The following is a 13,885-nucleotide window of genomic DNA, read 5'->3' as shown; positions in this document are numbered from 1 at the left end:
TTATAAAGAACTTCCCCGGCCCGAACAGCGTGCAGCCCGGAGTTCTCGCTGTCCGCTTCCGTGCTTGTGTGGGGGATCTCCTTGACATGGTTGCGGCTGCGCATTTCTTATCTTAGACAGGCCTTCTTTTATGAAGTCAGGCTGGGGGTGTGCGCTGTTGTGCGAGGCGTACTTTCCTGTTGGCTTTTCGGAGAGACCGTGTCGAACAGGAAACAGAAAGTGAGCTGAGTCACTGGTTTGAATCTGACGGTGCGTTAGAGTGTTGTTGCCGGTCAAAATCAGCGATTTCATGTTCCACAGCCTGCGCCGGAAACATTGGAGGCCAGGAAGATTCCCGGAGACAAACTCTTGCAGGCTTCGCTCAGGCGGAGGTGCCTGCGTCCTGAGCGGCCTATTGAGCCACCGGGGGCGAGTAAAGGATGAGTGTGACGAGTTTTGCATTGTTGGCGGCTGGGCCCGTACCGGGGGGTGGAGGCACTATGACGATGCTTCCGCTTTTATTGTTGGTTCCTCTTATGTACTTCGTCATGATCCGGCCGCAGCAGAAGCGCCAGAAGCAGTGGCAGCAGATGTTGAGCAGCATCAAGACGGGTGACAAGGTGACGACCGCGGGCGGGATTCGCGGGATCATCATGTCGATCAAGGACGATGTCATCATCATTCGCGTGGCGCCTGACAATATCAAAATGGAAGTGGCCAAGAGCGCGATCGCTTCCGTCACCACGCAGGAAGATTCGGGGTCTTGAGCGTACGACGGCGCGCCGGGATCCGTGTAGCGCGTCTTGATTCGTATGTTGCGAGGCGAGATTCGGTTAACGGAAGTCGTAAAATCGACAACGATTCGAATTAGAGAATTGGAACAATGAAGAAAAATCTCAAACAGAAACTTCTCATCATCATCGGCGTGCTGGTCGTGTTCCTGTATGGCGCATTCTTCGGCTTCGATCCGCCGAAGATTGGCGGTGGCGAACCGCTGTTGAGCCAGCTTACCCAGCATATCCATCGCGGACTGGACCTTCAGGGCGGCGTTCACCTCATCCTGCAGGTGCAAGTCAAAGAGGCGGTGGGCACCGAAACGGACAATTCGGTTGCTCGGATTGAACAGGATCTCAAGACAGCGAAGCTGACGGTTTCGCAGGTCTTAAAGCCGGATCCAGCCGCCCATCCTGAGAAGATCCAAATCGAAGGAATCAATCCGGCGCAGTCCAGTGCCGTTCAGTCGCTGATCGACAGCAAGTACTCCAACGAGTACGACATCAGCGGTGGGAGCGACAACAGCCTGAGCGTCACGATGAAGCCGAACGTCGAGAAGGCCCTCGACGACAAGACGGTGCAGAACACGATCGAAGTGATCCGCGACCGCGTAGATACTCTGGGTGTCGCAGAGCCGGTCATTCAGCAGTACGGCTTAGGTGACAACCAGATCCTGGTGGAGTTGCCTGGTATCTCGGACATTGACCGTGTCAGAAGCATTATCACTTCGACAGCGCGTCTCGAAATTCACGCTGTCGTTGGCGGACCGTATCCGGATGAGCAGGCTGCCCTGACCAGCGTAGGCGGAGCGGTTCCAGCCGATGAGGAACTGGTCCATGGCTCCGGCTCGATGGCTACCGGCTCTGACGCGGATAGCGTTTACGTCCTGCAGCGGGTTGCGATCGTCGCCGGCACAGACTTCCGTTCCGCTGATCCAGGCCAAGATTCCAACACTGGACAGAGAACCGTTCACTTCACGCTCACGAACGAAGCGGGCGACAAGTTCTGGGAATACACCAGCGCCAATGTCGGGCACAGCATGGCCGTGGTATTGGGCGGTCGCGTGAAGGAAGTGGCGAACATTGAGAGTGCGATTCGCGATTCCGGCGAGATCCGAGGCAGCTTCTCTACCGATGAGGTAACGATTCTCTCGAAAATGCTGCGCACGGGTGCGTTGCCGGCCTCGATCAACTATCTGGAAGATCGGACGGTCGGCGCTTCGCTTGGTGCGGATTCAATCAAGCAGGGAGTTACAGCAGCCATCGTTGGCGTTCTGCTGGTAATGGTGTTCATGCTGATCTATTACCGGGGCTCGGGCATCAATGCCGATCTGGCACTGTTCCTGAACCTGGTGATCCTGCTCGGATTCATGGGCTTTTCGGGCGCGACACTTACCCTTCCCGGCATTGCAGGAGTGATTCTGACCATCGGCATGGGCGTCGATTCCAACGTGCTGATTTTTGAACGCATTCGTGAAGAGATGCGTGCGGGCAAGGCTCCATCGGCAGCAGTCGATCAGGGTTTTGCGCACGCATGGACGACGATTCTGGATACGCACGTCACAACGATCGTATCGGCGGCAATCCTTTTCCTGTTTGGCAGCGGACCGGTAAAAGGATTTGCAGTCACATTGACCTTTGGTCTTGCGGCCAACCTGTTCACGGCGGTCTACGTATCGCGGGTTATTTTCGATACCCACGTCAACAATCTGAAAGCGGGAGAGGTTGTTTCGATCTAGCCGGGACACAGAAGCGGCCGACAGGATTCGTCAACATTGCATGCCGGGGTCAGCGGGCTCTGGAAAATCGAGGAAGGCAGAGAACCAGTGGAATTCTTTCGTAGCGTTAGCGTCGATTGGTTGGGGAAGAAGTGGTATTTCCTGGCCTTTTCATTAATCTTCAGCGTCTCGGGTATTATCTCGATGGCCTTTCACTGGACGCATCCTGTGGGTGGAGTTCGGAGCCCTGTGCCTCTGGGCGTGGACTTCCGCGGGGGGACCCAGGTCGAAGTCCAGTTTAAGCAAGCGCCTGATATCGAACAGATTCGCCAGGCCACGGCGACGGCCGGTATTCGCGACGCGAGCATCGTCAACTACGACATTCCCAGCCATCACGAAGTCCTCGTCAGCTTGCCGGAGCAGCATGTCGAGTCGTCTCTCGATACAGGGCGGGAGCAGATTAAGAACGCACTTAGCGCGAAATTCGGCGATAACTCATTCGACATCCGCAATGTGACGGTCGTGGGTCCCACGGTCGGCAAGCAGCTTGAGAAGCAGGCTACGCTGGCGACCCTGTATTCACTTTTGGGAATGCTGATTTATCTCTGGTTCCGGTTCCAGCTCATTTATGGAATTGCCGCGGTGGTTGCCTGTTTCCACGACACCCTGATTACTGTTGGCGCCTTTGCGTTGCTGGACTCGTTTGGTTTCAAGGGAATGGAGATCAGCCTCACCGTCATTGCCGCAATTCTGACGCTGGTGGGCTATTCCATGAACGACACAATTGTTGTGTTCGACCGCATCCGTGAGAATCTGCGGCTGAGCCGGCGAGAATCGCTTCCCGACGTGGTCAACCGGAGCATCAATCAGACTTTGAGCCGGACGGTTTTGACCTCAGGTCTGACCTTTCTGACAGTGCTGTCTCTCTTTGTGTACGGCGGTCCGGTTTTGCGCGGATTTTCGTTTGCCCTGGTGGTTGGAATTCTGATCGGAACTTATTCGTCGATCGCGATCGCCGCACCCATGCTGGTTGCCTGGCAGCAGTATCGTGCGGGTAGCGGCAAAGCCGCGGTTCTTCCGGCTGCCAAGCGGTCCAGGGTCTAAAACATTGCAATGCACATCTTTTGCTGCAACCTTTGCATGTGGTAGGTAGTTCTGATATAGGTGAAGCACGCTTTTTGTGAGCGTTTTAGAGCGCGGGAACATTTGGGAATCCCGCGGTGTCTAAATAGAGGTACCGACACCCCGATTCGAGGCTGGCCATGTTTGAAGATTCCACATTTGAATCAGGCGGAAGAATCAAGAGCAAGAGCGGTCGTTGGATGATGTTCACTTTCATCGTCAACGGCGCAATTCTGGTTGCGTTGATCCTCTATCCGCTCATTTACCCAGAAGCGTTGCCCAAGGCGATGATGCAGACCCTGCTGGTGGCCCCACCACCGCCGCCGCCGCCACCCCCACCACCGCCGCCGGCTGAGGTCGTACACATCGTGCACGTGCAGTCTGAGATGATGAACAACCAACTCGTCGCTCCAACCAAGATTCCAAAGGACATCAAGCAGGTTCAGGAGAGAGAAGCGCCGCCGAGTTCGTTCGGCGTGGCTGGATCTGACCTGGGAGGCGGCAGCGCAAGCGGCGTGATGGGTAGCGTGTTCGGTTCCGGTTCGGCACCCAAGGTGCAGGCTGCTCCTCCGAAGAAGATCAATATTTCCGCCGGCGTCGCGCAAGGCATGCTGATTCAGAAGACCACGCCTGTGTATCCGCCAATCGCCAAAGCGGCGCGGGTATCCGGGACGGTCGTGATTCAGGCGAAGATCTCAAAACAGGGAACCATCGAGGATCTTCACGTCGTCAGCGGCCCTGCCATGTTGCAGTCTGCGGCCCTTGAGGCGGTGAAGACATGGCGGTACCGGCCCTACCTGCTCAACAACGAGCCCGTCGAGGTGGAGACCACGGTCAACGTGATCTTTACGCTGGGAGGCTAGTTTAATCTTCGGCTCTTTCTCTGAGGAGAAAGAGCCTTGTTTTTGACCCGAATGCGAATCATCATAGAGCCGCATTCCAAATCGCAAAACCGGGGATGATGCATCCCGAGGCACCAACACTCCATCCGGCGCGGACCAAGTTCGATCTCCAGCAAGCGGCTTACATGAGATTGGAAGCGAACGCCGGTGAGGAATGAAGCCAACAGGAGTCAGTTTCCCAGGTATTGTCTCACTCAATCCGCACCAGCGGATCGTCTCAGCTCACAAACTCCTTAGGAGGAACGATTCAAGTGATTCTCGCTCAGCTCGCACACTTCGCTTCGCATACGGTCAACAGCCTGGCATTCTTTCAGGACGAACAGACGGTTACCTTTAGCCCACTGGGGCTGTGGCAGCACATGGCGTGGATGGCACGTTCAGTGGCTATCCTTCTCTTCATCGAGTCGATCTGGTCGCTGGCCGTGATGATCGACCGCTACCTGTACTTCTCCGCCGCCCGCAAGCAGTCCCGCGAATTCGCGCCCAAGGTCGCCGGTGCGCTCAAGGACAGCAAGCTGGAAGAGGCAATCAAAATCGCCGATCGGGCCAAGAAGTCGCACCTCGCCGAAGTTGTTACGGCGGGTCTGCAGGAATTCCGCGCATCTGGCGGTGTTGCCAGCGAGGCAACGATCGAGAGCTCGGGCCGTGCACTTGAGCGCGCCGAGGCCATCGTTCACGCTAAGCTGAAGAGGGGCCTCAGCGTGTTGGCCACCATCGGCTCAACTGCACCGTTCGTTGGACTGTTCGGAACGGTCGTAGGCATTCTGCATGCATTCGACGCTATCGCTACCCAGAAGACCTCGGGTATCGGCGCAGTCGCCGGCGGTATTTCAGAGGCGCTGGTGACAACGGCGTTCGGTCTTCTCGTGGCCATTCCCGCCGTCATGGCGTTCAACTATTTCACAGGCCGAGTTGAAGCGTTCGACGTTGAAATGGATAACTCCTCGAGCGAACTCATCGACTATTTCATCAAGCAGAGCAGACGCTAAGCGATCTGAATGCAGGCCGAGCGAGACACTCACTGGGCAGGGGAAGCGGCAACGCCATCCTGCCCGGGTTTCTGATCAGGCATGGCAATCGCTTCGAAGGAAGGCCGGATGGCATCCGGTACATGAATTCATCAGGCACGGAGCCCAAACATGGGAATTGCAGTTCGTAACGAAGGCAGTAAGGTCAACTCCAACATCAATGTCACACCGATGGTGGACGTGATGCTGGTATTGCTGATCATCTTCATGGTCATCACCCCCATGCTCCAGAACAAGGTCGCCGTTGATATGGCCAAAGTGGAAAATCCCACTCCGATGCCCGACGCCGACAAGGAAGATGCCATTGTTGTGGCCATCACCCGCGATGGCGGTGTGTTTATGGGCCAGAACAAGGTAGCTACCTCTGAGCTGGGAACTATGGTTCGTGACAAGCTGGCAGATACGCCGGGCAAAGAGATATTTATTCGCGCAGACGCGCGCGCTCAATTTCGCGCAGTTGAAGACGCAATTGACGCCGTGCGCACCGCGGGTGTCGACGAGGTTGGCTTGCTGACAAACAAGCGTGAAGGCGCCGACGGCCTGGGCGGCCAGTAGTCATTGACCTGGAACGCATTACATTAACCGATTGCAGCAAACGAGGAGTTTGAAGCCATGGCAATGACAACTGGGAGCAGCGGTGGCGCGATGGGCGAAATCAACGTCACCCCGATGATCGACATTTTGTTGGTATTGTTGATCATCTTCATGGTGATTGTGCCGGTCACGCCAAAGGGTCTTGACGCCCTTGTACCGCAGCCGCCGAAGAATCCCCAACAGCAGCCGCCGCAAAACGACCGCACCATCGTCGTTCAGGTGATCTATCGCCCGGGCGCTGCGCCGACCTACAAGATCAACGAAACTGATGTCGCCAAGACCGACTTGCTGGCCCGGCTGACGGAAATTTACGCAAATCGCGCTGAGCGAGTCATGTTCGTGAGGGGCGACGACGATTTGAACTTCTCGTATATCGCAGAAGTGATCGACATCGCGCATTCGGCGAACGTGGATCATATCGGTCTGATGACGCCGAAGATCATGGCTGGACAATAACAGCGCACTCTGCATCAATCTCTCCCCGAATGGGAAGAAAGGGGATTACTGCGATGACCGCGACGAACGGCGACATCAGAGGACTTGCTTCTGAGATCAACGTTACGCCGATGATCGACGTGCTTCTGGTGCTTCTGATCATCTTCATGGTCATTGTTCCCGCTGTTCCGAGGGGAGAGACTGCTGTGGCTCCGCAAGCTTCGCACAAGAACGGTCCTCGCGAGGATGCAGTTGTTCTCGAAGTGATCGGGGGAGTCGGCAACACCATTGATCTCCGCATCAACCAGCAACCAGTCGCACAGGGGGAGTTACAGTCGCGACTTGCTGCCATCTACGCCAACCGTGCGCAACGTGTCTTGTTCATCAAAGGCGACGACCGGTTGAGCTTCAAGGAGATCGCTCAGATCATCGACATCGGCCATGCAGCCGGAGTCGACCAGATCGGTTTGATGACACCCGAAGTTCTGGCCGGGCGCTAGAATCATTGCCAGTCGAAGAACACAGTTCGTTTTAAGGCAGCAGGAGTACAATTTGGCCAATCTGGTTTCGGATTCTCCCGCCCGTTTCCAGATGCATGATTGAGAAAGTGCGTGCTCGCTGCGCACCACCTGAAGGAGAAGAATAAGAACATGAATGGACCCGCACGAATTACGGCGCTCACGGTTGCTTTAGCCGGCATGGTGCTTTCCATGGGCGGGTGCAACCGCCTCCAAGCCCGTGATCAATTGAACAAGGGAGTGGAGGCGTACAAGTCTGCCCACTATGAAGAGGCGATCGGACACTTCCAGAAGGCCACGGAACTGGACCCGAGCCTGCCGATGGCAAAGAGCTATCTGGCGACAGCGCTCGCGCAGAACGTTGTTCCCGGCCTCACCAGTCCTGATAATCTGAAGAACGCACAACAGGCGATCAGCATTTTCCAGGAAGTTCTGGCCAAGGAACCAAACGACATCAACAGCCTCAAACAGATTGCGGCGATCTATTTCAGCATCAAGAATTTCGATCAAGCGAAGGACTTTCAGAAGAAGGTCCTGGCGGCCGACCCGAAGGATCCTGAAGCGGCTTACACCGTTGGCGTGATCGACTGGACACTAGCTCACGAGAATACGCTGAAGGCGCTGGCAAGCGTCAATATGAATGATGATGGTGAGGGCAATGCAAAGGCGCCCAAGAAGGTTCTGCAGCAGATCAAGGACGAGAACACACCCCTTGTGACCGAAGGGTTGCAATATCTGAATCAAGCGCTTGCGAATCGCGCCAACTACGACGATGCGATGTCGTATCTGAACCTCACGTATCGCCGCAAAGCTGATACGGATTTCAACGATCCTGCTACGGTAAAGGCGGACGTCGCTTCAGCCAAGGAATGGAGTTCCAAGGCAATGGGCACCCGCAAGGCCAACGAAGAGAAGAAAGACAAGCCCGGCGGAATCACCATGGATTCGAGCGGCAAATGACGTAGTTCTCGACAGGGTCCACCATTCAAATGGCCTTCGCTCCACGCGAAGGCCATTTGATTTTGGGACTGATGACGAGTCACATTCTCTCGACCCTATTCAGAATTCAGAACTGTTCCTGCGTCACTCGCTGGTTTGGATCATGGGCATCGCCGTGCGGACGTCCGACTCGGAGAAGAGGCTCAAAAGGGTGACTCCGTAAGCTTGATCTGGAGGGCTTTGTCCAGCGAATCGTCGAAGATGGGATTTCCGGTTTTGTTGACCAGGCTCGCCAGGAGGATGACGTCGGATCCGCCAAGGGCAGGCCGAGCGAAATAGACGCGCCAGACAACGAGGGTTCCAACAATGAGCAAGCACGCTAAACCGGCCGCAACGACAGCATGGCGGCGCTGGTTCCAGCGTCCAGGCGCCGGCCGCAAGGCGTGAACTGGCGCGATTTGTGGTTCGACAATGGATCACCGGTTCCGAGCGCAGAGCTTTTCAATCCAGCAAAAGGATCCTTTTCAGCGACTGGCGCAATGGGTGCACCATGGGCCGGGCACACCGCCACATTGCTCGATGCGATGACGGCACCGTGCTTGTGGCAGGAGGAAGCTCCTACTGCGCGCCCTCTATCTTCTCAAGTACTGAAGTATTCGATCCTGCGACCAACACGTTCACGCCTGAAGGGTCAATGGGGGGCCGCGCGCTACTCTCACACCGCTACGAGACTGAACAGCGGCCTGGTACTCATTACAGGAGGAGTATCTAGTACATCACCTTCTTTGCCCGTGGTGATCGTTAGTTCGGCGGAGCTTTACTAGCACCGGCAAGGAACTCCTAAGATCGATGCGTTGCTCCGGCCTTATTTCGCGCCTTGTTTCAGGATTTCTTCGGCGAAATAGTTTCGTACCTTTGCATCGTCGCGCAGCATTTCCTGGTAAGCGATTTTCAGCAACTGCGCGTGGCTTTCGCGCAAGCCCTGGCGGATATGCTGTTGGACGCTTGGGTTGTTGAGTTCGCGTTGACCGGCGGGCTCGCGTTCCAGCAACTTGTAGATGGCATAACCGGCCGCGCGTTGGGTGGGACCCGCGCCGCCATATACCGGCAGCACATCGGTCATTTGTCCGGGCTTCAGCTTGTTGATTGCACCGAACGTTGCAGGATCTCGCTGCTGCAATACAGACTCGGGGACGAAGCCCATATCGCCTGCGCTTGAATTTGTGTTGGGGTCTTCGGAATAGTTCATCGCGAGCGAGCCGAAGTCTTCGCCGGTTGTCAAACGGTTGTGGATCGTCTGGATCTTCTTGCGCGCATCGGCATCGCTCGTCGCCTTGTTGTTTTGCAGATTGCCGGCTTGCTGCGAAGGACCACTCGTCACGACAATCCACGCCAGGTGGTACTGAGGTTCAATCACATTGAACTCGGATTTATGTTGCGTGTAGTAGCCGTTGATATCAGCATCCGTGATATTGATCTTGGATTCGATTTCCTTGTTGATGAGTTTGTCACCGGTGAGTTTGCGGCGAATCTGTTTCTTCAGGTCATCCAGCGTCATGTTCTGCTGCTTCAGCCTTTTGGCGAACTCTTCCTCCGTGTAGGGCGCCTTGAACTCAATCAGCTGCGCATTTACATCCTCGTCGGACGCAGAGAGGTTCAGCTTCGCGGCACGTTGATCGAGGATCTCACTGTCAATCAACTGGCGCAGGAGGTTGAGCCGAACGATGTTTGCCTGCTCAGGGCTGGGATCCTGCGGAGCATCGCCTTGTGTGGCCTTGTAGTTGTTATAGGCTTTCTCCAGATCGGAGCGAAGAATATCCTTGCCGTTGACGATTGCCATCACATCGGGCGATGGAGTGTGCCCGCATGCAGCCAGGGCAATCAGCAAAACTGCGCATGGAATAACAAGAGCGAAGGACGTACGCTTGAACGACGATGCTTGGACTTGCAACCTATGTCTCCTCGGGAGCCCCGCCTACCACCCCATCGACCAAGACCTGTCGATGAGAACCCCGGATCACCACCCCATCAACCAAGACCTGTCGATGGGGGCCCTGGACCGCGGCCCCGGAACTACAGGATAAATCCCAAGACCGAGGCTTCGAAACGAAAGACTCACATGCGGGATATCGGTTCGAGCGTCAACTTACGAAGCTGAGAGCCTGGCGTCGAAGCGAATCCCCCAGTCACGCCTACTTGCCTTTGGCCGCGGGTTGAGCGGGCGGTGCGGATGGCGGCGGTTCGATACCGTCCGCCCGCAAAGCCCGATCGATTACGAGCCACACTTGTTCCTCGGGTACAGCGCCATTGATACGTTCGCCATCCACAAAGAGAGCGGGCGTTCCATCGATTCCCAGCGCCTCGGCCTCTTTTGCGGATGCGCGCACCTGCGTTTCATCCTGCTTGGCAATGCAGGCGTCAAGCTTGGTGCTATCCAACTTCGCCACCACGGCCTCGTCGCGGGCAATACGATCCAGAGCCGCATAGCTCTTGGTCAGGTTGCGGTCTTCGCCGTTTACTTCCTGGCCGTGCGCATGCACATAATCGACGAAATTCCAATAAGTCTGCCCATTCTGCATGGCGATACAGTTTGCATCCACCGCAGCGTGCATCGCCCAGGGATGCATGTCGGTCAGCGGGTCGTCCTTGTAGACAAACCGCACCTTGTCCTTGTATCGATCCATCGTGGCCGGGAACAGAGAGGTATGCATACGCGCGCAAAACGGGCATTCAAGATCGTCAAAGTTGATCACAGTGACTTTTGCATCTGGATTGCCGCGAATTGGTCGCCCGGCAATGTCGATGTTGAAGACGGGATCTTTCGCAAGATCGAAGGTCTCCAGTCGCGCCAGTTTCTTGTTGTCGGTGGAGACGAGAAAGTCGATGACCTTTTTGGTCGAACCATGGGACAACGTGACGGGCAGAGTATCGAAGCCGGAGATCTGGCTTGAGGTCCGCTGGCCGAGAGCGACGGACACCTCGGGCGGAATGCCGAACTGCGAACGTACCATCACTTCAATGCGCCGGTTCAGCGCTGCGTCCTGAGTCCCCGAGCCGGGTGACTGGGCCTTGCAACCAACGGCCAGGCTCAAAGCAAGCAAACCGGCCAAAAAGTGTATGCGCAACAAATGATTGTCCTCTCCTGCAAGGATATCTCAGCCTAGCCCTTGCCGAGCGCGTTAATGGACCGTTGCCAAGTTACTGAGTAGTGGACGCAGAAACCCGCAAAAAGCAAGCAAACGGCATTACGCAAGAGGGGCGATTCGGGTTACGGCTGGCACAACGCGGGCATCAGTAAGCCGGTGGGAGGGTGGGATCGTGAAAGATCGTTTTCGACCGACTGAGACCTTCACCCGCCGAGCCGAAGTTGGCGAGCGTAAAGCTGTAGAGATATTGGGTTTCATCGCGTACCGATCCCAGTGCGAAACGCCGGTAACCCACGCTCAACCCACAACAATTCCAGTTGTAAACGGCTTGGACACCGGCGTATTGGGTCGCGCGATTCACAAAATCGTACCCTCCATTTGCCGCGAAGTTGAATCCTCCCGCGTTGGACTTTCCGATCTCGATAAAAGGCTGCAGTTGCTGGCTCTGGATGAGGGAAGCGGCGCTGCCCTTTTCGTCGACTGCGTTGAGAAGAGAGTGACCGAGCCCAACAGTGGTCTTACCGAAGCTATAGCCGGCAAACAAATTATTCGCGTCGAGGCGCCCGGCTTTCGGATCGTAGTCCATGTCCCACTCGATGCGCAGATTATTGATAGCTTCAAAGCGCAGGCGCGAAACCAGCGGAGACAAATTGCGTGCACCGGTCAGAAATGCAATGCCGGTCAAGTCGAGCGTCGTGTCGAAAACGTTTCTGCGATCCTGAATGATCGCTCCGCCGAACGTAGGATTCAGGAAGTATTTCTGGGCAATCTGCCAACTCGCCCACTCACGAGGCTGCGCGGGACACGGAGTTGAAGTTTCGCTGTCTGCTGCAGCGCAAGGCTGGGCATTCTTCGATCTCGCGTAGAAGCGTTGCGTCAAGGCGTAGCCCACCTCGTTGGTGTCGGTGGCGATGTCCGCAGGGTCGATCAGCGGAACGTTGCGCGCTTTCACACCGATTCCACCGACGAAGCGGTACATGAATTCCGGTTCGATCACGTGGCGCAACACGTGGTTTCCGACGGTGAAGTCGCGTTCGAGGGCAGGAGGCCTCAGATCAACGGCAGCCTCAACGTCGCCCCGGCTCAAGGGCTCGTGGCTCACGGTGGGCGTGCCGCCATTTGCGCCCGTCAGATCCGGATCCTGACTGCCGGTATAGAAGGTCTCACGAAGCGCGACTTCCGGAACCACGCTCCACCCGCCTCCCACCAATGGCAGCGACAGATGAGGATAAAAATCGAACCTGCCCATGTTGCGGACGTGAAATCCGAATTCAGACCGGCCGAGATAGCTGATGGACGAACCCATTCTCCAGTAGAGAGGCGATGTGTGGAGCGGTTCATCGAGAACATCGAAACGAAGGCTGGGCAGATGCAGGATGCGCACTTCATCGCCCTGGGAGGAACTGGCGAAGTTCTGCAGCCGCTCAAGGTAGGCCGAAGGCACAAGGCCGTTATGGCTGTGCGTCAGCGACATCGTGCTGTGCACTTCGGAATTGACAGCCTGGAGGTAGTTGTCGTCGAACGCTAGCTTGTAGATATAGCTGGAAAGATATTCGGCATTCACCGTTGCGCGGGTTTCCTGGGTCAGGTCGTAACGGCCGACGGCCACGATATCGGCGCCACCCTGATTCACCAATTCGGTTGAGGGAGGAATGATGATGCCGCGATCGAAGAGCGCATTCCATGTCACAGTGAAGTGGTCGAGGCCCGGACCCTTGTAGCGGAAGTCGCCTTTCGGAGCCCAGCCGCGCTTGCTGAAATACTCTGTGCCGACCAGCATGTCCATGCTGCGATTCAGCACGACATAAACCTGTTCGCCGAGGACCAGCCCGCGCGTCGAAGAGTTCTCGATGACCGGGATCATCAATCCGCTTTCACGCCCCGTCTCTTCCACCGGATGACGCAAATAGGGGAGGTAAAACAACGGAATCCCGAGAAACTTGAAGACGGTGTTCCTCGTGGTGGCCTCGTTGTTGGCAACGGTGATGGAGTGTGCGATCAACTGCCAATCGGGTTTGGGGAGGCGGCAGTTGGTCATGGTGCCGTCGACGATCTTGTAGCTTCCTTCTCCGGTCTGCAGCAGAACGCGGCCCGAAAAGAGAAATGGGTTGGTGGTGGAGTACACCGCGGTGCGTCCGGCCCGCCTGACTCCCAGCGAGCCGCTTACGTCGTAGAAACGCGCGGTGTGCATGTCGAGGCAAATGTCGCCATGCGAGGCGGTGATGTAGGCATCACTGGGGCCGCCGGTGACCTGAAGGTTTCCTTCGGCCTCGAGTTCAGAGGTGGCGCGGTGGTAGACAATTTTGTCGGCGCGAATGATGTAGTCGCGGTAGTAGACGACCACACCATCGCTGAGCGTTACGGTGCCTCCGTCTCTTGAATATGTTTGCAGGCCTGCATCCCAGCGCAGAGGCACGCCTGTGGACGGCTGCGGCTCTGGTTTTGCAATGGGAATGGCTTCCTGTCCGGGGTCGTCGGGGAGTTGCGACGCGGGTGTTGCCTGACCGCTGGTTACGCCGCCCGCTGGATTTTGCGCAGGGGGTAACGCATTGGTCAACATCTGTCCGGCAAGTTGCAGGTGACAGAGGGTTATCACCGTGATAAACACGAGATTACGAGGATGCATCCGAGGTCCAAGGCCAGCATAGCAAATGCGAGCACGGTTCATTCGGTTGCGGCTCCTCCTCAGGTGTTGAGACGTAATAAAAGCGTCAATCGCGCTGCCGTCACA

The 13,885-nt window shown here is 56.4% G+C and carries 14 protein-coding genes; 10 read left to right on the top strand and 4 right to left on the bottom strand.

The window, feature by feature from the left end:
* Positions 1-485 precede the first annotated feature (485 nt).
* From yajC to VK574_RS11765, 9 genes are all read left to right on the top strand, one after another.
* On the top strand, positions 486-746 hold the full coding sequence (gene yajC, locus VK574_RS11805) for a preprotein translocase subunit YajC (RefSeq protein ID WP_472800055.1): 261 nt from the start codon (positions 486-488) through the stop codon (positions 744-746).
* Positions 747-862: 116 nt separating this feature from the next.
* Positions 863-2,491 carry a protein translocase subunit SecD gene (secD, locus tag VK574_RS11800; RefSeq protein WP_472800054.1) on the top strand — a complete coding sequence of 543 codons (1,629 nt, stop codon included), beginning with the start codon at positions 863-865 and terminating at the stop codon, positions 2,489-2,491.
* 87 nt (positions 2,492-2,578) lie between these two features.
* Positions 2,579-3,574, top strand: a complete 996-nt coding sequence (gene secF / locus VK574_RS11795; RefSeq protein WP_472800053.1) for a protein translocase subunit SecF — start codon at positions 2,579-2,581, stop codon at positions 3,572-3,574.
* A 158-nt stretch (positions 3,575-3,732) separates the two neighbouring features.
* Positions 3,733-4,455, top strand: coding sequence for an energy transducer TonB (locus VK574_RS11790; RefSeq protein WP_472800052.1), 723 nt, complete (start codon positions 3,733-3,735; stop codon positions 4,453-4,455).
* A 290-nt stretch (positions 4,456-4,745) separates the two neighbouring features.
* Positions 4,746-5,483, top strand: a complete 738-nt coding sequence (locus VK574_RS11785) for a MotA/TolQ/ExbB proton channel family protein (protein WP_472800051.1) — start codon at positions 4,746-4,748, stop codon at positions 5,481-5,483.
* Positions 5,484-5,633: 150 nt separating this feature from the next.
* Entirely contained in the window at positions 5,634-6,077 is a 444-nt protein-coding gene (locus tag VK574_RS11780) for an ExbD/TolR family protein (RefSeq protein WP_472800050.1), read from the top strand.
* A gap of 90 nt (positions 6,078-6,167) precedes the next feature.
* Positions 6,168-6,572: an ExbD/TolR family protein gene (locus tag VK574_RS11775; RefSeq protein ID WP_472800049.1), complete on the top strand. Its 405-nt coding sequence runs from the start codon at positions 6,168-6,170 to the stop codon at positions 6,570-6,572.
* 53 nt (positions 6,573-6,625) lie between these two features.
* A complete protein-coding gene (locus VK574_RS11770) occupies positions 6,626-7,051 on the top strand; it encodes an ExbD/TolR family protein (RefSeq protein ID WP_472800048.1) in 426 nt (141 codons plus the stop codon).
* Between the two features lie 150 nt (positions 7,052-7,201).
* Positions 7,202-8,029 (top strand): tetratricopeptide repeat protein, encoded by an 828-nt coding sequence (locus VK574_RS11765; RefSeq protein ID WP_472800047.1) that lies wholly within the window; start codon positions 7,202-7,204, stop codon positions 8,027-8,029.
* A gap of 182 nt (positions 8,030-8,211) precedes the next feature.
* On the opposite strand, the gene VK574_RS11760 is transcribed toward VK574_RS11765, so the two are convergent.
* Complete coding sequence (locus VK574_RS11760) at positions 8,212-8,448, bottom strand: hypothetical protein (protein WP_472800046.1); 237 nt, start codon at positions 8,446-8,448, stop codon at positions 8,212-8,214.
* Between the two features lie 110 nt (positions 8,449-8,558).
* Here VK574_RS11760 and VK574_RS11755 point away from each other — a divergent pair, with 110 nt between their 5' ends.
* Positions 8,559-8,780: a hypothetical protein gene (locus tag VK574_RS11755; RefSeq protein ID WP_472800045.1), complete on the top strand. Its 222-nt coding sequence runs from the start codon at positions 8,559-8,561 to the stop codon at positions 8,778-8,780.
* Positions 8,781-8,873: 93 nt separating this feature from the next.
* On the opposite strand, the gene VK574_RS11750 is transcribed toward VK574_RS11755, so the two are convergent.
* The 3 genes from VK574_RS11750 to VK574_RS11740 all read right to left on the bottom strand — a co-directional run bounded on the left by VK574_RS11750 (position 8,874) and on the right by VK574_RS11740 (position 13,822).
* Positions 8,874-9,959, bottom strand: a complete 1,086-nt coding sequence (locus VK574_RS11750; RefSeq protein ID WP_472800044.1) for a SurA N-terminal domain-containing protein — start codon at positions 9,957-9,959, stop codon at positions 8,874-8,876.
* Positions 9,960-10,200: 241 nt separating this feature from the next.
* On the bottom strand, positions 10,201-11,136 hold the full coding sequence (locus VK574_RS11745) for a DsbA family protein (RefSeq protein ID WP_472800043.1): 936 nt from the start codon (positions 11,134-11,136) through the stop codon (positions 10,201-10,203).
* Between the two features lie 163 nt (positions 11,137-11,299).
* Positions 11,300-13,822, bottom strand: a complete 2,523-nt coding sequence (locus VK574_RS11740) for an LPS-assembly protein LptD (protein WP_472800042.1) — start codon at positions 13,820-13,822, stop codon at positions 11,300-11,302.
* Positions 13,823-13,885: the final 63 nt, after the last annotated feature.

This window comes from Occallatibacter sp., from assembly GCF_035317045.1.
In the GTDB taxonomy this organism is placed as follows: Bacteria; Acidobacteriota; Terriglobia; order Terriglobales; family Acidobacteriaceae; genus Telmatobacter.
This window is presented reverse-complemented; position numbering and strand designations above follow the sequence as displayed.